Below are 19274 nucleotides of genomic sequence, written 5' to 3'. Positions count from 1 at the left end.
CCCTGTGACTGGTGTACTCGTTCTCGCAGGAACCCCCATCGGCGACGTCTCGGACGCCCCGCCCCGGCTGCTCACCGAGCTGTCCACGGCGGACGTGATCGCCGCCGAGGACACCCGCAGGCTGCGCCGCCTCACCCAGGCGCTCGGGGTCACCCCGGCCGGCCGGGTGCTCTCCTACTTCGAGGGCAACGAGGTCGGCCGCACCCCCGAACTGGTCGAGGCGCTGCTCGGCGGCGCCCGGGTGCTGCTGGTCACGGACGCCGGGATGCCCTCGGTCTCCGACCCCGGCTACCGCCTGGTCGACGCCGCCGTCGCGGCCGGCATCAAGGTCACCGCGGTGCCGGGGCCGTCCGCCGTGCTCACCGCGCTGGCCCTGTCCGGGCTGCCGGTGGACCGCTTCACCTTCGAGGGCTTCCTGCCCCGCAAGGCCGGCGACCGGGCCCGCCAGCTCGCCGAGGTCGCCGCCGAGCCGCGCACCATGGTCTTCTTCGAGGCCCCGCACCGGATCGCCGAGGCGCTCGACGCGATGGCCGTCGCGTTCGGCGCCGACCGCCCCGCCGCCGTCTGCCGCGAGCTGACCAAGACGTACGAGGAGATCAAGCGCGGCCCGCTCGGCGAACTCGCGGTCTGGGCCGCCGACGGCGTCCGCGGCGAGATCACCGTGGTCGTCGCGGGCGCCCCGCCGGCCGGCCCGGTCACGCTCACCCCGCAGGAGCTGGCCCGCCGGGTCGCTGTCCGGGAGGAGGCGGGGGAGCACCGCAAGGAGGCCATCGCGGCCCTGGCGATCGAGCTGGGCCTGCCCAAGCGCGAGGTCTTCGACGCGGTGGTGGCCGCGAAGACCGAGGCGGGAGCGGGCGGCAAGGCGGGCCCGAAGGCGGGCGCGAAGGCCGGTACGAAGGCCGGTACGGAAGAGCGGCGCGAAAGTTAATCGGAAAACCATACAAGCGATCGACGGTCTGCGGGTGATCGGCTTTTCGTGGTCGTACCTTGGTAGGGAGTACTCGATAAACACCCGCTGAGCTGAAGCTTTGGCCCCGACTTCCTCCAGGTAGCTCCAATTCAGAGCCAAGTCTTGGCAAGCCGGGTGGCGGAGTACAGGTCCTGGGCATTCCCTGGGATGTGAAGACCCGAGCCGGACGAACGTCCGGAGGGCGCTGGGAGACGGCTATGAGCGAGACCATCGGTAGCCCTCTGAGTGGCAAGGTGAGCGGCAACGCGGCAGTCGGGCTGACCACCCGGCCGGCCACCCCCGTCGAGACGGTCCGGGAGGCGTACTCCTTCGCCTGCCTGAGCTGCGGCTACGGGTGGGAGCAGGCGTACGACATCGAGCACCACGTGGCCCGGGACGGGCACACCGCGATCGAGTACCACGCCAACGGCGTCCGCGTCCCCTCACCGCTGCTCAAGCCGACCTGCCCGGGGTGCGGCGGCCACACCGTCCGCATCATGCGGGAGGGCCGGGTTGCCACCGCCGAGCACTCCGCGTACCCGGCGCCGGGCTTCGCCCCGCACGCCGAGCCCGCGGCGCCGCCCGCCGACTCCCCGGCACACGCAGGGCCGCGCCGCCGCTGGTTCAGCCGCTTCTCCCGCCGCGCGGCGTAGCCGCCCGCCCCTCGGGCTGCGAGCCGCACGGTTACTCCGGTCAGTCTAAGCTTTCGGCCATGGCGGCCACTGCAGACCACGACACCTCGGCGTTCTACGTCACCACCCCGATCTACTACGTAAACGACCGCCCGCACCTGGGCCACGCGTACACCACCGTCGCGGGCGACGTACTCACCCGCTGGCACCGCCAGCGCGGCGAGAAGGTCTGGTACCTGACCGGTACCGACGAGCACGGCCAGAAGATCATGCGGACCGCCGAGGCCAACGGCGTCACCCCGCAGGAGTGGTGCGACAAGCTGGTCGAGGACGCCTGGAAGCCGCTCTGGCAGCACCTGGATATCGCCAACGACGACTTCATCCGGACCACCGAGCAGCGGCACACCGACCGCGTGCAGGAGTTCGTCCAGGACCTGCACGACAAGGGCGAGATCTACAAGGGCGGCTACGAGGGCCCGTACTGCGTCGGCTGCGAGGAGTACAAGCTCCCCGCCGAGCTGCTGCCCGGTGCCACGGACACTGCGTCTGATTCCAACGACGTGAAGCTCTGCCCGATCCACAAGAAGCCGGTCGAGTGGCTGGAGGAGGAGAACTACTTCTTCCGCCTCTCGGCGTACGGGCCGAAGCTGCTGGAGTTCTACGCCGCCAACCCGGACTTCATCGCGCCCGCCTCCGCGCGCAACGAGGTGCTGCGCTTCGTCGAGCAGGGGCTGCAGGACCTCTCGATCTCCCGCTCCACCTTCGACTGGGGCATCCCGCTGCCCTGGGACGAGAAGCACGTCCTCTACGTGTGGGTGGACGCGCTGCAGAACTACCTCACCGCCGCCGGGTACGGCGCCGACCCGGAGCGTTTCGCCGAGCTGTGGCCGGCCTCCGTGCACCTGGTGGGCAAGGACATCCTGCGCTTCCATGCGGTGATCTGGCCCGCCATGCTGATGGCCGCCGGGCTGCCGTTGCCCCAGCGCGTCGTCGCCAACGGCTGGCTGATGGTCGGCGGCGAGAAGATGAGCAAGTCCAACCTGACCGGCATCGCGCCGCAGGACCTGACCGCGCACTTCGGCGTGGACGCCTACCGCTACTACTTCCTGCGGGCCATCCCGTTCGGCACCGACGGCTCGTTCTCCTGGGAGGACTTCACCGCCCGGTACACCTCGGAACTGGCCAACGACTTCGGCAACCTCGCCTCCCGGGTCGCGGCGATGGTCGGCAAGTACTTCGACCGCTCGCTGCCCGCCGCGACCGCCGCCGGCCCGGCCGAGCAGGCCGTGGCCGAGGGCCTGGCCACGGCCGTGCAGACCGCCGACCGGAAGATCGGCGAGGAGCTGGACTTCGCGGGCGGCATCGCGGCGGTCTTCGAGTTCGTCAAGCAGGTCAACGGCTACCTCACCGAGCAGGAGCCCTGGAAGGTGGCCAAGGACGAGTCCGCGGCCGGACAGGCCCGGCTCGCGACCATCCTCTACACCGCCGCCGAGGCGCTGCGTGCGACGGCCGTCCTGCTCAACCCGCTGATGCCGGCCACCGCCGAGAAGCTCTGGGACTCGCTGGGCGCCGAAGCCGGGCTGGGCGCGCTCGCCGACCAGACCATCGCCACCGTTGCGGACTGGGGGCGGCTGCCGGCCGGCTCCACCGTCACCAAGGGCGAGATCCTCTTCCCGCGCCTGGAAGAGAAGGCGGCCCTCTGATGGCCTCGAAGACTGTGTCCGATTCCAAAAGCGCGGACCGGACCACCCCGCCGCCGCTGCCCGCGCCGCTCGCGGTGGCCGTGGCCGACTCGCACACCCACCTGGACATGCAGTCCGGCACCCCGGCCGAGAGCCTGGCCAGGGCCGCCTCGGTCGGCGTCACCACCGTCGTCCAGGTGGGCTGCGACGTGGCCGGCTCGCGCTGGGCGGCCGAGCTGGCCGCCGAGTTCGAGGCCGTGCACGCGGCCGTCGCCCTGCACCCCAACGAGGCCCCGCGCCTGGTCCTCGGCGACCCGGACGGCTGGTCCGGCCAGAAGCGCACGCCGGGCGGCCCGCCCGCCCTGGATGCCGCCCTCGCCGAGATCGACGCGCTCGCCGCGCTGCCGCACGTCAAGGCCGTCGGCGAGACCGGCCTCGACTACTTCCGGACCGGGCCCGAGGGCGTCGACATCCAGAAGGAGTCCTTCCGCCGCCACATCGAGATCGCCAAGCGCCACGGCAAGGCCCTGGTGATCCACGACCGGGACGCCCACCAGGACGTCATCGACCTGCTGCTGAAGGAGGGCGCCCCCGAGCGGACGGTCTTCCACTGCTACTCCGGCGACGCCGCGATGGCCGAGGTCTGCGCCGAGCACGGCTGGTACCTCTCCTTCGCCGGCCCGGTCACCTTCAAGGCCAACCAGCCCCTGCGCGACGCCCTCGCCGTCACCCCGCTCGACCGCGTCCTGATCGAGACCGACGCCCCCTTCCTCACCCCCCACCCGTACCGGGGCCGCCCCAACGCGCCCTACCTGATCCCGGTCACCCTGCGCTCGATGGCCGAGACCCTGGGCCTGCACGAGGACGAGCTGGCGACGGCCGTCGCGGAGAACACGGCGCGGGCGTTCGGCTACTGAGCCGACCGTCCCGCGCCATACTGGACCTGGCTGAAGGGAGGCACCATGTCGACAGCTATCGATGACCTGTGGGCGACCGTGGGCGAGATGTTCATCCCGGAGGGCTACCGGGTGGAGATCATCGAGGGGAACATCGTCGTGTCACCACAGAGCGAGGTCCAGTCGAGGCTGATGCGGATCATCGTGCGACAGCTGGAAGACCAGCTGGGGCACGATGCGAACATCACCCTCGATGTGCCGGTCGACTTTCCGGGCTACCGGAACGGCTATGCCCCCGACCTCGCAGTGATGGCGCAAGACGCTCGGGTGAACGCCTCCGGGCGGTACGAGTGGGCTGACGTTGATGCGGTGATCGAGATCGTCTCGGCCAGCTCCGTCGACAACGACTATCTGACCAAGCCCAAGACCTACGCGAAGTACAGCATCCCTGTCTACCTGATCGTCGACCCCCTCAAGGGAACATGCCGGCTGCTCACCGACCCTGTCCATGGCAAGGGCTACCAGAAGCAGCTCCCGCTGGAGTTCGGCGATCCAGTCACCTTCATGCTGCCGGACGGTCGCGAGGTCAGTCTTGAGACCGAGCGGTTCCCTCGGAACTGAGGCGCCGCGGGGCCCGTATCCTTGCCGGGTGAGCACCACCGACCCCACCCCCGACAGCCACCTCCTCGGCGCCTCCGACATCCGGGAGCTGGCAGCAGCTCTGGGCGTGAAGCCGACCAAGCAGCGTGGGCAGAACTTCGTCATCGACGGCAACACCGTGCGGCGGATCGTCCGGGCCGCCGGGGTGACGGCGGAGGACTCGGTGGTCGAGGTCGGCCCCGGGCTCGGGTCGCTGACGCTCGCGCTGCTGGAGGTCGCGGCGCACGTGACGGCGGTCGAGATCGACCCGCTGCTGGCGCGGCACCTGCCCACCACCATCGGCGCCCGGATGCCCGAGCGGGCCGAGCACTTCGACCTCGTGCTGAGCGACGCGATGGACGTCACCGAGCTGCCGGGCCCGCCGCCCACCGCGCTGGTCGCCAACCTGCCGTACAACGTCGCCGTGCCGGTGCTGCTGCACATGCTGGCGGCCTTCCCCAGCATCGAGCGCACGCTCGTCATGGTGCAGAGCGAGGTCGCCGACCGGCTCGCCGCCAAGCCGGGCAACAAGGTGTACGGGGTTCCGTCGGTCAAGGCCAACTGGTACGCGGAGGTCAAGCGCTCCGGCGCGATCGGCCGCAACGTCTTCTGGCCCGCGCCGAACGTCGACTCCGGCCTGGTCTCGCTGATCCGCCGCGAGCCGCCGAAGACCACCGCCACCCGGCGCGAGGTCTTCACCGTGGTGGACGCCGCCTTCGCCCAGCGCCGCAAGACCCTGCGGGCCGCGCTGGCCGGCTGGGCCGGCTCCCCGGCCGCCGCCGAGGAGGCGCTGGCCGCCGCCGGGATCGACCACAAGCTGCGCGGCGAGATGCTGACGGTCGAGCAGTTCGCCGCCATCGCCGAGCACAAGCCGAAGGCGTCAGAGCTGTGATCAAGGTCCGGGTCCCCGCCAAGGTCAACGTCCAGCTCGGGGTCGGCGGCCTGCGGGCCGACGGCTTCCACGACCTGGCCAACGTCTTCTTCGCCGTCGCCCTCGGCGACGAGGTGACGGCGGCCCCCGGCGAGGGCGTCACGCTCACCTGCAGCGGCCCGGACGCCGCCCAGGTGCCGCTGGACGACACCAACCTCGCCGCCCGCGCGGCCCGCCTGCTGGCCGCCCACCACGGCCTCGCCGACCCCGGCGTCCACCTGCACATCGCCAAGGCCATCCCGGTGGCCGGCGGCATGGCGGGCGGCAGCGCGGACGGCGCCGCCGCGCTGGTCGCCTGCGACGCGCTCTGGGGCCTGGACACCCCGTTCGAGAACCTGCTCGACCTGGCCGCCGAACTCGGCTCCGACGTCCCGTTCGCGCTGCTCGGCGGTGTCGCGCTGGGCCGGGGCCGGGGCGAGATCCTGGAGGCGCTGCCCGTCACGGGCACCTTCCACTGGGTCTTCGCGGTCGCCGACGGCGGCCTCTCCACCCCCGCCGTCTTCCGCGAGTGCGACCGCCTCCGGGAGGAGGCCGGTACGGGGTCCGGCGACACCGACGTCCCCACCCCGGACGCCGCACCCGCCCTGCTCGCCGCCCTCGCCACCGGTGACCCGGCCGCCCTGGCAGCCGCCCTCACCAACGACCTCCAGTCCGCTGCCCTGTCGCTGCGCCCGTCGCTCGCCGCCACCCTCGCGGCCGGCACCGAAGCCGGTGCGATCGGCGCCCTGGTCTCCGGCTCCGGCCCGACCTGCGCCTTCCTCGCCAAGGACGCCGAAGCCGCCGAGGCCCTCGCGACCGCCCTGGCGGCCTCCGGCACCTGCCGCACCGCCCACGCGACGTACGGGCCGGTCCCGGGGGCGGCAATCCACCCCCGCGCGACCGAGAGCTGAGACGACACGGCGCGCCGACTACTCTTGGAAGGTCGGGGCACTCCCCGGTGACACCGATCCCAGGAGCAGCAGCAGTGGCCGTCAATCTCGCCACCATCGAGTCCGTCACGAAGGTCTTCGGCACTCGTGCCCTGCTGGACGGCGTCAGCCTCGGCGTCAGCGAAGGGGACCGGATCGGGGTCGTCGGGCGCAACGGTGACGGCAAGACCACGCTGATCCGGATGCTCGCCAAGCTGGAGGAGCCGGACAGCGGGCGGATCACCCACTCGGGCGGTCTGCAGATGGCCGTCCTCACCCAGCACGACTCGCTCGACCCGAAGGCGACCATCCGGCACGAGGTGATCGCCGACCGCGACGACCACCAGTGGCTGGGCGACGCGCGGATCCGCGACATCATCCAGGGCCTGTTCGGCGGCCTCGACCTGCCCGGCTTCGACAAGGGCCTGGACACCGTGATCGGCCCGCTCTCCGGTGGCGAGCGCCGCCGGATCGCGCTGGCCAAGCTGCTGCTCGGCGAGCACGACCTGATCGTGCTGGACGAGCCCACCAACCACCTCGACGTCGAGGGCATCGCCTGGCTGGCCCAGCACCTCAGCAAGCGCCGCTCCGCGCTCGTCTGCGTCACCCACGACCGGTGGTTCCTGGACCAGGTCGCCATCAAGATGTGGGACGTCCAGCGCGGCGAGGTGCACGAGTACGAGGGCGGCTACTCCGACTACGTCTTCGCCCGCGCCGAGCGCTCCCGGATCGAGGCGACGGAGGAGAGCAAGCGGCAGAACCTGGCCCGCAAGGAGCTCGCCTGGCTGCGCCGCGGCGCCCCCGCCCGGACCTCCAAGCCGCGCTACCGGATCGAGGCGGCCAACGCGCTGATCGCCGACGTCCCGGAGCCGCGCGACAAGTCCGAGCTGATGAAGTTCGCCAACGCGCGCCTGGGCCGCACGGTCTTCGAGCTGGAGAACGTCACCGTCAAGGCCGGCCCGAAGCTGTTGCTGGAGAACCTCACCTGGAACCTCGGCCCCGGCGACCGGATCGGCCTGCTCGGCGTCAACGGCGCGGGCAAGACCTCGCTGCTGCGCGCCATGCAGGCCGCGTACGCGAGCCAGGGCGACGTGCAGCCCGCCTCCGGCGTGGTCAAGGTCGGCAAGACCGTCCGGCTGGCGTACCTGTCCCAGGAGATCGCCGAGCTGGACCCGACGACCCGGGTGCTCCAGGCCGTCGAGCAGATCCGCGGCCGGGTCGACCTCGGCAAGGGCCGGGAGATGAGCGCCGGCCAGCTCTGCGAGCAGTTCGGCTTCACCAAGGACAAGCAGTGGACGCCGGTCGGCGACCTCTCCGGTGGCGAGCGCCGCCGGCTGCAGCTGCTGCGCCTGCTGATGGACGAGCCCAACGTGCTCTTCCTCGACGAGCCCACCAACGACCTGGACATCGAGACCCTCAACCAGCTGGAGGACCTGCTCGACGGCTGGCCGGGCTCGATGGTCGTGATCAGCCACGACCGGTTCTTCATCGAGCGCACCACGGACACCGTGCACGCCCTGCTCGGCGACCAGCGGCTGCGGATGCTGCCGAACGGCGTCGACGAGTACCTGGAGCGCCGGGCGAAGATCGCCGAGGCGGCGGTGCCCTCCTCGGTGGCCGCCCAGGTGAAGCCGGTCGGCGACACCCGCGCGCTGAAGAAGGAGATGCAGCGCACGGAGCGTCAGATCGCCAAGCTGGACCAGCAGGAGGCCAAGCTGCACACCCAGCTGGCCGACCACGCCGCCGACTTCTCCAAGGTCGCCGACCTCGACGCCCAGCTGCGCAAGGTCAAGGAGGAGAAGGAAGGCCTCGAACTGGCCTGGATGGAGCTCGCCGAGCAGGTCGAGTAAGACCGACCGGCAGAGAGGCGCTGGGGTCGGTTGCACTGTCCGGGGGCGCGGGGGACTGCGCGACATCGGGAGTGACGGCGCCGCACCTTCCGCTTCGCGAAGTGCCTTGCGCCCCTGCGCGTAGTGGGGGCGGGCGGCAGCCACCGCGCGCCCGGATCACCCGTGTGCCTGCTGTCGGCGCAGGTCGGCGGGCCGCCACTGTGGATGTCATGAGCTCTGACGACACAGTGGCGCCCGGCGGCCTCCGCCGGATCGCGACGGCGGCCTTCATCGGCACCGCGATCGAGTACTACGACTTCTTCCTCTACGGCACCGCCGCCGCCCTGGTGTTCGGCCGGGTGTTCTTCCCCGGGCTGGGTGCCGCCGGGGCCCTGTTCGCGGCCTTCTCGGTCTACGCCGTGGCGTTCCTGGCCCGCCCGCTCGGCGCGGTGCTGTTCGGACACTTCGGCGACCGGCTGGGCCGCAAGGCCACCCTGGTGGTCTCGCTGCTGCTGATGGGCCTCTCCACGGCCGCCGTGGGCCTGCTGCCCGGGTACGGCGGCTGGGGGGCGTGGGCGCCGGCGCTGCTGGTGCTGCTGCGGGTCTGCCAGGGGGTGGGCCTGGGCGGGGAGTGGGGCGGCGCGGCACTGCTGCTGGCCGAGCACGCCCCGGCGGGCCGGCGCGGGCGGTACGGGGCGTACCTGCAACTCGGGCCGTGCGTGGGATTCTTCCTGGCCACCGGGGTGTTCCTGGTGCTGTCCGAGGGGCTCAGCGACCGGGCCTTCCTGGCCTGGGGCTGGCGGGTGCCGTTCCTGGCCTCGTTGGCGCTGGTCGCCGTCGGGCTGTACGTCCGGCTCGGGATCGCCGAGAGCCCGCTCTTCCGGGACCGGGCCCGGCCGGTCGAGGTGCCGGTCGTCACGGTGCTGCGGCACCACGGCCGGACGGTGCTGCTGGCCGGCGGCGCGACCATGGTCGGGTACGCGCTGTTCTACCTGACCACCACCTTCGCGCTCGCCTACGCCACCGCCCAACTCGGCCTGGCCCGGGGGCTGGTGCTGGGGCTGCTGCTGGTGGGCGCGGGGGCCAAGGGGTCGGCGGCCTGGTGTACGGCCGGGCGCAGCGACCGCTGGGGGCGGCGCCGGGTGCTGATGCTCGCCACGGCGCTGGCGGTCGGGTGGTCGCTGGTGCTCTTCCCGCTGCTGGAGACCCTGCGGGGGCCGCTGGTGGCGCTCGCCCTGGTCGGGGCGATGGCCGTCCTCGGCTGCCTGTTCGGGCCGGTGGCGGCCTTCCTGCCGGAGCTCTTCCCGACCCATGTGCGGTACACGGGCGCGTCCCTGACGTACAACCTCGGCGGCATCGTCGGCGGCGCGACGGCGCCGCTGGTGGCGACCAGGCTGACCGCCGCGTACGGCACCGCCGAGCCGGTGGGCTGGTACCTGGCGGGGGTCGGCCTGGTCTCGCTGCTCTGCCTGGCCGCGCTGCCGGAGACCCGGGGCAACGACCTCGCGGCGGTGCTGCCCGCCGCGCGGGCCGGGGGCCTGACGGGCCGGCCCGTCAGGTAGCGGCAGGCCCTGGGGGCGGGTCTCCGCCCGCCCCCAGGGCCTGCCGTCATCGGCGGAGCGTCCGTCAGACCGCCAGCGCGATCCGGCCGGCAGCCACGATCGCGGCCTGCTTGGTGACCCGCTCGCCGAGGTGCTCGGCGGTGGCGATGTCGGCCTTGTGCACGGTGGAGGCGTCGCCGTCCACCGGGGTGGAGGCGCCGACGCCGGTGAAGTAGCCGAGCCGGTTGAGGTCCTGCTCGGAGGCGGTGGTGGAGTTCCAGCCCGGGTGCAGGCCCAGGTTGACCCAGTTCATGCCGTGCTGGGCGGCCAGCGTCTGGAAGTAGTTCAGGGTGTGGTGCTTGTCGCCGGCCTTGGAGCCGGAGTTGGTGAAGCCGGCCGCGAGCTTGTCGGCCCACGCGCTGGTGAACCAGCGCTTGCTGGTCGCCTCGGCGAAGGTGTGGAAGGCGGCGGAGGCGGTGCCCATGTAGGTGGGCGAGCCGAAGACGATCGCGTCGGCGGCGTCCAGCTGCGCCCACTGCTCCTCGGTGACGGTGTCCACGGCGACCTGGACGACGTCCGCACCGGCCTCGGCGGCACCGCGGGCGACCGCCTCGGCCAGGACGGCGGTGTGGCCGAAGCCGGAGTGGAAGGCGATGGCGATGGTGGGGCGGTTCGCGGTCATGGCGCAGCTGCTCCTGGGAGAGAAGGGAGGTGGTCGAGCTGGTTACCAATATAGACCAGGTCTCTATTGGTTACCAAGGTCTCGCTGGAGACCGGCCCGGTCTACCCTGGAGCCATGAGCGCGCAGCAGCAGGACATGGCCTTCGACGTCTTCGCCGCGTTCTGCCCCAGCCGGGAGGTCTTCGCGGAGCTCGCCGACAAGTGGTCGCTGCTGATCCTGGCCAGCCTCTACCGGGTCGGCGAGCAGCGCTTCTCGGAACTCCAGCGCTCCGTCAGCGGGGTGAGCCGCAAGATGCTCACCCAGTCCGTGCGCACGCTGGAGCGGGACGGGCTGGTGCGGCGCACCGTCCACCCCGAGGTGCCGCCGCGGGTGGTCTACGACCTGCTGCCGCTCGGGCGCGGGCTGGCCGAACGGGTGGCCACGATCGGGGACTGGGTCGAGCAGAACGGCCACGCGGTCATCGCCGCGCGGTGCGGTTTCGACGAGGCGCGGTCCGGCGGCGAGACGGGCTCCTGAGAGCCCGAAGCGATCCGGGCGGACCCGATTTCACGTTCCGGCCGATCACCCTGTACTGTCTTCCTTGTTCGACCGGTTCGCCCCTATAGCTCAGTCGGTAGAGCGTCTCCATGGTAAGGAGAAGGTCTGCGGTTCGATTCCGCATGGGGGCTCCACAGTGAGCACGAAGGCCCTCGCCGAAAGGCGGGGGCCTTCTGCGTTCCCCGGACCGGTACAACCCGGTGCATGCCCTGGCGGTCCGGCCCGGTATGCGCTGTGATGGTGCGTCAACGGCGTCTCCCGGTGCGGATGTGCCGCGCGGGCGGGCCGGACGGGGACTGGAGGACGCCATGGGCGTTCGGCTCGTGGTGGTCGACGACCACCGGCTGCTGGCTGAGGCACTGGCGGCGGCGCTCCAGCTGAGAGGCCATCGGGTGGTCGGCCTCGGCTCCCCGGCGCGTGCGGTCTGCGAGGTGGCCGCCGGACGCCGGCCCGAGGTGTGCCTGGTCGGGGTGGACGGCCCGGGCGGGCCCGAAGCCTTCGATCCCGTACGGCGGTTGCGGCGTGAGCGCCCGGAGATCGCCGTCATCGTGCTGGGCCCGGTGGGTGAACCCGGGTGGGTGGCGGCCGCCTTCGCGGCCGGCGCGGCCGGCTACGTCCGCAGCGACGAGCGCATCGAGGTGGTCGAACGGGCGATCGCCCGGGTGCGGGCCGGCGAGGCGGCGGTCGCGGTGGAGGTCCTCCAGGGCGCGTTCGACCGGCTGTTGCGGCCGCTGGCGGAGCAGGACGACGAAGCACTGCGCCTGCTGCGCGCGCTGACCCACCGTGAGGTCCAGGTGCTGGTCCGGATCGCCGAGGGCGAGGACACCGCCGCCATCGCGGCCGGGATGGCGATCGCCTCCAGCACCGCCCGTACGCACGTCCAGCGCGTCCTGGCGAAGCTCGGTGCCAGGACCAGGCTGGAGGCCGCGGCCGTGGCGGCCCGGACCGGTCTGCTGGACCGCGTCGGCAGGGCCTGACCCCCCGTCCGGGGCCCGCCGCACCCGCCCGCCGCGGCCGGTGGGTGGCTTCGGCATGTCGCCGCATGAGGCCCCGTCGGGCCGCGCTGTTGACCTGTGGTGGATTATGTTTGATTATGTTCCCGCTGGTAGAAATTTGGAAGGCGGAGGCCGTGAAGAAGACCACGACCAAGCTCGCGGACGGCCGCGAACTGATCTACTACGACGCGGACGACGCAGCGGTCCGTGACGCCGCCGACCCGCGACCGCTGGAACCCACCACCGCGCTGTCCGAGATCCGTCGCGACCCGGCCACCGGTGACTGGGTCACGGTGGCCGCCCACCGCCAGGGCCGGATCTACCACCCCCCGGCCGACGAGTGCCCGCTCTGCCCGTCCCGGGACGGCCGGCTCAGCGAGGTCCCGGCCTCCGACTACGACGTGGTCGTGTTCGAGAACCGCTTCCCGGCCCTCTCCACCGACGCCGTCGCGCACATCACCGGCTCCGACGACCCCCTTCGGACCCGCGCACCCGGCGCCGGCCGCTGCGAGGTGGTCTGCTTCACCGCCGAGCACGACTCCTCCTTCGCCGACCTCACCGAGGCCAAGGCGGGCCTGGTGCTCGAAGCCTGGACGGACCGCACCGCGGAGCTCTCCGCGCTGCCCGGCGTCCAGCAGGTCTTCTGCTTCGAGAACCGGGGCGCCGAGATCGGGGTCACGCTGGCCCACCCGCACGGCCAGATCTACGCCTTCCCGTTCGCCGCGCCGCGCACCGTCAAGATGATCGCCGAGGCCGCGATCCACCGCGAGCGGACCGGCCGCAACCTCTTCGAGGACCTGGTCGCCACCGAGCAGGCCGACTCCGAAAGGGTGGTCCTGGCCGGGGAGCACTGGACGGCCTTCGTCCCGTTCGCCGCCCGCTGGCCGTACGAGGTCCACCTCTACCCCAACCGCCGGGTCGCCGACCTGACCCGGCTCGGCCCCGCCGAGCGCGCCGAGTTCCCGGCGGTCTACCTCGAACTGCTGCGGCGCTTCGACCGGCTCTTCGCCGAGGACGGCGCCGGCACCGGCACCGCGCCGAAGGCCCAGACCGCACCGACGCCGTACATCGCCGCCTGGCACCAGGCACCGGCCCAGCTGGGGGAGGAGCTGGCACTGCATCTGGAGCTGTTCACGATCCGTCGTACGGTAGGCAAGCTCAAGTTCCTGGCCGGGGTCGAATCCGGCATGGACGCGTTCGTCAACGATGTGTCGCCCGAGGCGGCGGCACAGCGCCTGCGGGAGGTCGCATCATGAGTAAGTACCTGGTCACAGGTGGTGCCGGTTACGTCGGAAGCGTGGTCGGCGCGCACCTGCTGGAGGCCGGACACCAGGTCACCGTGCTCGACGACCTCTCCACCGGCTTCCTGGAGGGCGTCCCGGCCGGTGCCGAGTTCGTCCGGGGCCGGATCCAGGACGCCGCCGACGTCCTCGACTCCTCCTACGACGGTGTGCTGCACTTCGCCGCCGCCTCGCAGGTCGGCGAGTCGGTCGCCGACCCGGAGAAGTACTGGCGCAACAACGTGGCGGGCTCGCTGGAGCTGATCAGCGCCATGCGCAAGGCCGGCGTGCGCAAGCTGGTCTTCTCCTCCACCGCCGCCGTCTACGGCGAGCCGGAGTCGGTGCCGATCGCCGAGACCGCCCGGACCTCCCCGACCAACACCTACGGTGCCACCAAGCTCGCCGTGGACCACCTGATCACCAGCGAGGCCGTCGCCCACGGCCTGGCCGCCGTCTCGCTCCGGTACTTCAACGTCGCGGGCGCCTACGGGCAGTACGGCGAGCGGCACGAGCCCGAGTCGCACCTGATCCCGCTGGTCTTCCAGGCCGCGCTGGGCCAGCGCCCGCACATCTCGGTCTTCGGCGAGGACTACCCGACGCCCGACGGCACCTGCATCCGCGACTACATCCACGTCGCCGACCTCGCCGAGGCGCACCTCCTCGCGCTCGGCGCGGCCAAGGCCGGCGAGCACCTGATCTGCAACCTCGGCAACGGCAGCGGCTTCTCGGTCCGCGAGGTGATCGAGTCCGTCCGCCGGGTGACCGGCCGTGAGATCCCGGTCGTCACCACCGACCGCCGCCCCGGCGACCCCGCCACCCTGGTCGCCTCCGCCCAGCGCGCCCACGACGCGCTCGGCTGGCGCCCCAGCCGTCCCGAGCTCGACGACATCGTCGCCGACGCATGGAAGTTCACCCTCGCCCTCAGGGAGAAGCAAGTTGGCTGATTTCCAGTCCGTGTTCGGCGCCGCCCCGGCCGGGGTCTGGGCGGCGCCCGGCCGGGTGAACCTGATCGGCGAGCACACCGACTACAACGACGGTTTCGTGCTCCCGGTGGCCCTCCCGCACGCCGCCCGGGCCACCGCCCGACGGCGGGACGACGGCGTGCTGCGGCTCTTCAGCGAGCAGGGCGACGGCGGGGTCACCGAACTCCGGGTCGCCGACCTGGCCCCCGGCACGGTCGAGGGCTGGGCCGCGTACCCGGCCGCCGTGGTCTGGGCCCTGCGCGAGGCCGGTCACCAGGTCGGCGGCGCGGACCTGCACTTCGACAGCGACGTCCCCAGCGGAGCCGGGCTGTCCTCCTCCGCCGCGCTGGAGTGTGTGGTCGCCACCGCCTACCGCGACCTGTACGAGCTCCCGCTCACCGCGGCCGACCTGGCCCTGACCGCCCAGCGGGCCGAGAACGCCTTCGTCGGCGTGCCCTGCGGCGTGATGGACCAGATGGCGTCCATGTGCTGCGTCGACGGCTCCGCGCTCTTCCTGGACACCCGGGACCTCACGCAGCGCCAGGTCCCGCTCGACCTGGCCGGGCAGGGCCTGCGGCTGCTGGTCATCGACACCCGGGTTAAGCACGACCTCGGCGACGGCGCCTACGCCGAGCTGCGGGCCGGCTGCGAGCGCGCCGCGGCGCTGCTCGGGCTCCCGGCGCTGCGGGACCTTCCGCCGGTGGGGCTCGACTCCGCGCTCGACCGGCTCCCGGCGGAACTGCGGCCGCTGGTCCGGCACGTGGTCACCGAGGACGTCCGGGTCGAGCGGGCGGTCGCCCTGCTGGACGCGGGCGACCTGGCCGGCCTCGGCCCGATCCTGACCGCCGGACACGCCTCCCTCCGGGACGACTTCCGGGTCTCCTGCCCCGAGACCGACCTCGCGGTGGCCGTCGCCGTGGCGGCCGGCGCCCTCGGCGCGAGGATGACCGGCGGCGGCTTCGGCGGCTCCGTCCTCGCCCTGGTCCCCGCCCCGGCCCTCGACCACGTCGCGGCGGCCGTCACCACCGCGTTCACCGCCGAGGGCTGGGCCGCACCCCGCACCTTCGCGGCCGTTCCGGCGGCGGGAGCGCGGAGGCTCGGCTGAGGGCTTACGGGTCGGCACCTTGCGGCTCAGGGCAACCACAGCAGGGGCGCGGGACTGTACGGCTCAGGGCAACCACAGCAGGGGCGCGGGGAACTGCGCGATCAACCGTGCACGGACGTTGTGCCCTGGTCGCGCAGTTCCCCGCGCCCCTGTAGGAACCCCCTGCTTGAACGGTGAGCCCCCCGGAGGGGTTGGCGGGACTTGGCCAAACTCCCGCCGTGGCAACGGAATCCCCGTACGGTGGAGGGGAGTCTGAGCAGGGGAGGGGCGATGGGCCGGATTCGCGTCCTGGTGGTCGACGACCACCGCATCTTCGCCGAGGCGCTCGCCGCCGCCCTCGCAGCGGAGCCGGACATCGAGGTCGGTGCCGTCGGCAGTGCCGCCGCGACCGAGCGGGCGCTGGAGCGGGCGCTGGCCGAGGGCCGGGCCTTCGACGTGGTGCTGATCGATGCCGACCTCGCGCCCGGCGGGATGCCACCCCGCAGGCCGCCGCCGCGGCCGCCGCTGCACGTGCCCAGGCAGCCCGCCGGGCCGTCGGGAGCCCCGGTCGACGGTGTCGCGCTGCTGGCCCGGGTCTGCCGGACCCACCCGCAGTTGCGGGCCGTCGTGCTCGCCGCCGAGGACGACCCGCGCCGCGCCGTCCGGGCGCTCCAGGCGGGGGCGTGCGGCTGGGTGGCCAAGGACAGTTCGCTGTCCCGGCTGCTGACGGTGATCCGGGGGGTGCTGTCCGACGAGACCCATCTGCCGCCGGCCCTGCTCACCGGCGTGGTACGGGAGTTGACGGCGGCCCGGCGCGACCGGACGGAGAGCGAGCGGCTGGTCGAGACGCTCACCCCGCGCGAGGAGGAGGTGCTGCGCTGCATGGTCGCGGGCCTCGGGCGGCAGGCCGTCGCCGAGCGGCTCTACCTCTCGCCGCACACCGTCCGGACTCATATGCAGAACGTGCTGGGCAAGTTGGGCGTGCACTCCACCCTGGCCGCCGTCGCGGTGGCCCGCCGGGCGGGCGTGAACCCCTCGGAGGGGCACCCTCCGGCCGCCACCAGCCCCGTGCGGACTCCCTGACCTGCTGAGCCCCCGGGCGGGGCGCCGACGAGCCCCGGGCAGCGGTCAGCTGGCCTTGTCGAAGGGGGCGACCAGCTGGCGCAGCAGCCCGGCGAGCTCGTTCTGCTGGCCCGAGCTGAGTTCGGCGAGCAGGGCGCGTTCGTGCGTGAGCAGCCCGGCGAGTGCCTGGTCGGCGCGGTCCATGCCGTCGCCGGTGAGGCGGACGAGCACGCCGCGCCGGTCGTCCGGGTCGGGCAGCCGCTTGACCAGGCCCTTGCCGGTCAGCCGGTCGATCCGGTTGGTCATCGTCCCGGAGGTCACCAAGGTCTGGGTGAGCAGCTGGCCGGGGGAGAGCTGGTACGGGGCGCCGGCCCGGCGCAGGGCCGTCAGCACGTCGAACTCCCAGGGCTCCAGACCGTGCTCGGCGAAGGCGGTTCGGCGGGCACGGTCGAGGTGCCGGGCGAGCCTGCTGACCCGGCTGAGCACCTCAAGTGGTTCCACGTCGAGGTCGGGGCGCTCTCGGCGCCATGCTGCGACCAGGCGGTCGACCTCGTCCTCCATGTGGATCAGTGTATCGGGGGATGTGTCGATATGAAGCCTCTTGACGTCAAGAAAACCCAGGGTGAACGATCCACCCCGGGGGAGAGCCCTACTGCTGGCGGTCGCCGACCAGCTTGGGGTGGCGCTCCATGCCCTCCAGGCCGTGCCAGGCCAGGTTCACCAGGTGGGCCGCCACCTCGGCCTTGCCCGGCTTGCGCACCTCCAGCCACCACTGCCCGGTCAGCGCCACCATGCCCACCAGCATCTGCGAGTACATCGGGGCCAGCCGGGCGTCGAACCCCCGGGCCTTGAACTCCAGGCCGAGGATGTCCTCGACCTGGGTCGCGATGTCGCTGATCAGCGAGGCGAAGGTGCCGGTGGCCTGGGCCACCGGCGAATCGCGGACCAGGATCTTGAAACCGTCGGTGGAGGTGTCGATGTAGTCCATCAGCGCGAACGCGGCCTGCTCCAGCAGCTCCCGCGAGTGCCCGCCGGTCAGCGCCCCCGTCACCATGTCCAGCAGCAGCTGCATCTCGCGGTCCACCACCACCGCGTACAGCCCCTCCTTGCCCCCGAAGTGCTCGTACACCACCGGCTTGGAGACGCCCGCCCGCTCGGCGATCTCCTCGACCGAGGTGCCGTCGTAGCCGCGCTCGGCGAAGACCGACCGGCCGATCTCCAGCAGCTGCTCGCGGCGCTGCTTGCCGGTCATCCGGACCCGGCCGCCCTTCGTGGTGCGGGCCGGGGCAGCGGAGCGGGTACGGGGAGCGGGGCCGGCGGCGGCCCCCGCCCGCGAGGTCTGATGGCCGTCTGTGCTGTCTCCGCTGCTCCCGTTCACCCCTACATCATGCTGCAGGGAGGGGCCCGTACCCCAGCCGGATTCCACCGGCGGCGGCTTCGCCGCCCGTGGACCGGACCTGCCGCGTCCGCCGGTGGCGCTGGCGCGCTCGCTCATGCGGTGCGGCGGGCGGCGATCCGCTCCGCGTCCGGCCAGCGGGCGTCGGTCGCCCAGCCGGCCAGTTCGAACCAGCGGATCAGCCGTGCCGAGGAGTCGATCTGACCGCGCAGCACGCCGTGCCGGGCGGAGGTCGGGTCGGCGTGGTGCAGGTTGTGCCAGGACTCGCCGCAGGAGAGCACCGCGAGCCACCAGACGTTGCCGGAGCGGTCGCGGGACTTGAACGGGCGCTCGCCGATCGCGTGGCAGATCGAGTTGATCGACCAGGTCACGTGGTGCAGCAGCGCCACCCGGACCAGCGAGCCCCAGAAGAACGCGGTCAGCGCGCCCTGCCAGGACAGCGTGACCAGGCCGCCGACCAGCGGCGGGATCAGCATGGAGATCAGCGTCCAGAGCCAGAACAGCCGGGAGATCCGCCGCATCACCGGGTCCTTGACCAGGTCGGGGGCGTACTTCGCCTGGGAGGTCTGCTCCTCGTCGAAGAGCCACCCCATGTGCGCCCACCACAGGCCCTTGAGCAGCGCAGGCAGGGTCTCGCCGTAGCGCCACGGGGAGTGCGGGTCGCCCTCCTTGTCGCTGAACTGGTGGTGCTTGCGGTGGTCGGCGACCCAGCGGACCAGCGGGCCCTCGATCGCCAGGCTGCCCGCGACGGCCAGCGCGATCTCCAGCGGGCGGTTGGCCTTGAAGGAGCCGTGGGTGAAGAAGCGGTGGAAGCCGATGGTGATCCCGTGGCAGGCGACGAAGTACATCACCACCGCGATCGTCAGATCGAGCCAGCCGAGCCCCCAGCCCCAGGCCACCGGCACGGCGGCCGCCAGTGCCAGGAACGGCACGGCGATGAAGAGCCCCAGCGTGATCCGCTCGGCGGCCCCCTGTTTCTCCCCGCCACGGGTCGCGGAGACTGCCGAGGGGGGGAGTTCGGCGGCCTCGGGGCGCGCTTCGCTTGCCTGAATGGTCATGGAGGCGTTCCTTGAGGGGGAGAGGCAGTGCCTGCGGCGGTGGTACCTGCACGAGCAGTACCTACGTGTGCGTAACTTACGGCATCGTAAGTACTGCCGCACCGCAAGGGAAGACGCCGGGCCGTCCCGGGCTCGCCCAGGAGGGCGGGAATGGTGGTGGAGCTCGGGCGCCGCAACCCGTAGGCTGTGACCGGGCCGCTCGGGGTGTGCG

At 72.4% G+C, this 19274-nt stretch carries 19 protein-coding genes and 1 tRNA gene; 16 read left to right on the top strand and 4 right to left on the bottom strand.

Annotation, left to right across the window (positions count from 1 at the left end; genetic code table 11):
- Positions 1-4 precede the first annotated feature (4 nt).
- The 9 genes from rsmI (at position 5) to ABD330_RS18420 (ending at position 10028) form a co-directional block, all read left to right on the top strand.
- Positions 5-928: a 16S rRNA (cytidine(1402)-2'-O)-methyltransferase gene (gene rsmI / locus ABD330_RS18460; protein WP_344466377.1), complete on the top strand. Its 924-nt coding sequence runs from the start codon at positions 5-7 to the stop codon at positions 926-928.
- A gap of 239 nt (positions 929-1167) precedes the next feature.
- Positions 1168-1602 (top strand): hypothetical protein, encoded by a 435-nt coding sequence (locus tag ABD330_RS18455; RefSeq protein WP_344466375.1) that lies wholly within the window; start codon positions 1168-1170, stop codon positions 1600-1602.
- 59 nt (positions 1603-1661) lie between these two features.
- Positions 1662-3284, top strand: coding sequence for a methionine--tRNA ligase (gene metG, locus ABD330_RS18450; RefSeq protein WP_344466373.1), 1623 nt, complete (start codon positions 1662-1664; stop codon positions 3282-3284).
- On the top strand, positions 3284-4180 hold the full coding sequence (locus tag ABD330_RS18445; RefSeq protein ID WP_344466371.1) for a TatD family hydrolase: 897 nt from the start codon (positions 3284-3286) through the stop codon (positions 4178-4180). The genes metG and ABD330_RS18445 overlap by 1 nt, the downstream gene beginning before the upstream one ends.
- 45 nt (positions 4181-4225) lie before the next feature.
- A complete protein-coding gene (locus ABD330_RS18440; RefSeq protein ID WP_344466369.1) occupies positions 4226-4780 on the top strand; it encodes a Uma2 family endonuclease in 555 nt (184 codons plus the stop codon).
- A gap of 28 nt (positions 4781-4808) precedes the next feature.
- Positions 4809-5690: a 16S rRNA (adenine(1518)-N(6)/adenine(1519)-N(6))-dimethyltransferase RsmA gene (gene rsmA / locus ABD330_RS18435; protein ID WP_344466367.1), complete on the top strand. Its 882-nt coding sequence runs from the start codon at positions 4809-4811 to the stop codon at positions 5688-5690.
- The gene (locus ABD330_RS18430) at positions 5687-6619 is read left to right on the top strand and encodes a 4-(cytidine 5'-diphospho)-2-C-methyl-D-erythritol kinase (RefSeq protein WP_344466365.1); all 933 of its coding nucleotides are present in this window, start codon (positions 5687-5689) and stop codon (positions 6617-6619) included. The genes rsmA and ABD330_RS18430 overlap by 4 nt, the downstream gene beginning before the upstream one ends.
- A gap of 74 nt (positions 6620-6693) precedes the next feature.
- Positions 6694-8487: an ABC-F family ATP-binding cassette domain-containing protein gene (locus ABD330_RS18425; RefSeq protein ID WP_344466363.1), complete on the top strand. Its 1794-nt coding sequence runs from the start codon at positions 6694-6696 to the stop codon at positions 8485-8487.
- A 209-nt stretch (positions 8488-8696) separates the two neighbouring features.
- Positions 8697-10028 carry an MFS transporter gene (locus ABD330_RS18420; protein ID WP_344466361.1) on the top strand — a complete coding sequence of 444 codons (1332 nt, stop codon included), beginning with the start codon at positions 8697-8699 and terminating at the stop codon, positions 10026-10028.
- Positions 10029-10092: 64 nt separating this feature from the next.
- On the opposite strand, the gene ABD330_RS18415 is transcribed toward ABD330_RS18420, so the two are convergent.
- Positions 10093-10689, bottom strand: a complete 597-nt coding sequence (locus tag ABD330_RS18415; RefSeq protein WP_344466359.1) for a flavodoxin family protein — start codon at positions 10687-10689, stop codon at positions 10093-10095.
- Positions 10690-10803: 114 nt separating this feature from the next.
- On the opposite strand from ABD330_RS18415, the gene ABD330_RS18410 reads away from it, so the two are divergent.
- The 7 genes from ABD330_RS18410 (at position 10804) to ABD330_RS18380 (ending at position 16630) form a co-directional block, all read left to right on the top strand.
- Positions 10804-11205: a winged helix-turn-helix transcriptional regulator gene (locus ABD330_RS18410; RefSeq protein ID WP_344466357.1), complete on the top strand. Its 402-nt coding sequence runs from the start codon at positions 10804-10806 to the stop codon at positions 11203-11205.
- 79 nt (positions 11206-11284) lie between these two features.
- Positions 11285-11360: transfer RNA gene (locus ABD330_RS18405), tRNA-Thr, on the top strand.
- A 174-nt stretch (positions 11361-11534) separates the two neighbouring features.
- Positions 11535-12203 carry a LuxR C-terminal-related transcriptional regulator gene (locus ABD330_RS18400; protein ID WP_344466355.1) on the top strand — a complete coding sequence of 223 codons (669 nt, stop codon included), beginning with the start codon at positions 11535-11537 and terminating at the stop codon, positions 12201-12203.
- A gap of 152 nt (positions 12204-12355) precedes the next feature.
- Positions 12356-13477 (top strand): galactose-1-phosphate uridylyltransferase, encoded by a 1122-nt coding sequence (gene galT, locus ABD330_RS18395; protein ID WP_344466353.1) that lies wholly within the window; start codon positions 12356-12358, stop codon positions 13475-13477.
- The gene (galE, locus tag ABD330_RS18390) at positions 13474-14445 is read left to right on the top strand and encodes a UDP-glucose 4-epimerase GalE (RefSeq protein WP_344466351.1); all 972 of its coding nucleotides are present in this window, start codon (positions 13474-13476) and stop codon (positions 14443-14445) included. Before galT ends, galE begins: the two co-directional genes overlap by 4 nt.
- Positions 14438-15568: a galactokinase gene (galK, locus tag ABD330_RS18385; protein ID WP_344466349.1), complete on the top strand. Its 1131-nt coding sequence runs from the start codon at positions 14438-14440 to the stop codon at positions 15566-15568. Before galE ends, galK begins: the two co-directional genes overlap by 8 nt.
- A gap of 270 nt (positions 15569-15838) precedes the next feature.
- The gene (locus ABD330_RS18380) at positions 15839-16630 is read left to right on the top strand and encodes a LuxR C-terminal-related transcriptional regulator (protein ID WP_344466347.1); all 792 of its coding nucleotides are present in this window, start codon (positions 15839-15841) and stop codon (positions 16628-16630) included.
- Positions 16631-16675: 45 nt separating this feature from the next.
- Here the strand turns inward: ABD330_RS18380 and ABD330_RS18375 are convergent, their stop codons facing one another.
- The 3 genes from ABD330_RS18375 to ABD330_RS18365 all read right to left on the bottom strand — a co-directional run bounded on the left by ABD330_RS18375 (position 16676) and on the right by ABD330_RS18365 (position 19063).
- A complete protein-coding gene (locus tag ABD330_RS18375) occupies positions 16676-17170 on the bottom strand; it encodes a MarR family winged helix-turn-helix transcriptional regulator (protein WP_344466345.1) in 495 nt (164 codons plus the stop codon).
- Positions 17171-17258: 88 nt separating this feature from the next.
- Positions 17259-17861 carry a TetR family transcriptional regulator gene (locus tag ABD330_RS18370; RefSeq protein WP_344466440.1) on the bottom strand — a complete coding sequence of 201 codons (603 nt, stop codon included), beginning with the start codon at positions 17859-17861 and terminating at the stop codon, positions 17259-17261.
- 239 nt (positions 17862-18100) lie between these two features.
- The gene (locus ABD330_RS18365) at positions 18101-19063 is read right to left on the bottom strand and encodes an acyl-CoA desaturase (RefSeq protein WP_344466343.1); all 963 of its coding nucleotides are present in this window, start codon (positions 19061-19063) and stop codon (positions 18101-18103) included.
- Between the last annotated feature and the right edge of the window lie 211 nt (positions 19064-19274).

The sequence above is a fragment of the Kitasatospora kazusensis genome (assembly GCF_039529945.1).
In the GTDB taxonomy this organism is placed as follows: Bacteria; Actinomycetota; Actinomycetes; order Streptomycetales; family Streptomycetaceae; genus Kitasatospora; species Kitasatospora kazusensis.
This window is presented reverse-complemented; position numbering and strand designations above follow the sequence as displayed.

Bases quoted from the DNA above. Each gene is read 5' to 3' on its own strand.
- ABD330_RS18410 (WP_344466357.1), top strand. From the start codon at position 10,804: ATGAGCGCGCAGCAGCAGGACATGGCCTTCGACGTCTTCGCCGCGTTC.
- ABD330_RS18415 (WP_344466359.1), bottom strand. From the start codon at position 10,689: ATGACCGCGAACCGCCCCACCATCGCCATCGCCTTCCACTCCGGCTTC.
- ABD330_RS18365 (WP_344466343.1), bottom strand. From the start codon at position 19,063: ATGACCATTCAGGCAAGCGAAGCGCGCCCCGAGGCCGCCGAACTCCCC.
- ABD330_RS18445 (WP_344466371.1), top strand. From the start codon at position 3,284: ATGGCCTCGAAGACTGTGTCCGATTCCAAAAGCGCGGACCGGACCACC.
- galE (WP_344466351.1), top strand. From the start codon at position 13,474: ATGAGTAAGTACCTGGTCACAGGTGGTGCCGGTTACGTCGGAAGCGTG.
- ABD330_RS18440 (WP_344466369.1), top strand. From the start codon at position 4,226: ATGTCGACAGCTATCGATGACCTGTGGGCGACCGTGGGCGAGATGTTC.
- ABD330_RS18400 (WP_344466355.1), top strand. From the start codon at position 11,535: ATGGGCGTTCGGCTCGTGGTGGTCGACGACCACCGGCTGCTGGCTGAG.
- ABD330_RS18370 (WP_344466440.1), bottom strand. From the start codon at position 17,861: ATGACCGGCAAGCAGCGCCGCGAGCAGCTGCTGGAGATCGGCCGGTCG.
- ABD330_RS18380 (WP_344466347.1), top strand. From the start codon at position 15,839: ATGGGCCGGATTCGCGTCCTGGTGGTCGACGACCACCGCATCTTCGCC.
- ABD330_RS18455 (WP_344466375.1), top strand. From the start codon at position 1,168: ATGAGCGAGACCATCGGTAGCCCTCTGAGTGGCAAGGTGAGCGGCAAC.
- ABD330_RS18420 (WP_344466361.1), top strand. From the start codon at position 8,697: ATGAGCTCTGACGACACAGTGGCGCCCGGCGGCCTCCGCCGGATCGCG.
- metG (WP_344466373.1), top strand. From the start codon at position 1,662: ATGGCGGCCACTGCAGACCACGACACCTCGGCGTTCTACGTCACCACC.
- ABD330_RS18375 (WP_344466345.1), bottom strand. From the start codon at position 17,170: ATGGAGGACGAGGTCGACCGCCTGGTCGCAGCATGGCGCCGAGAGCGC.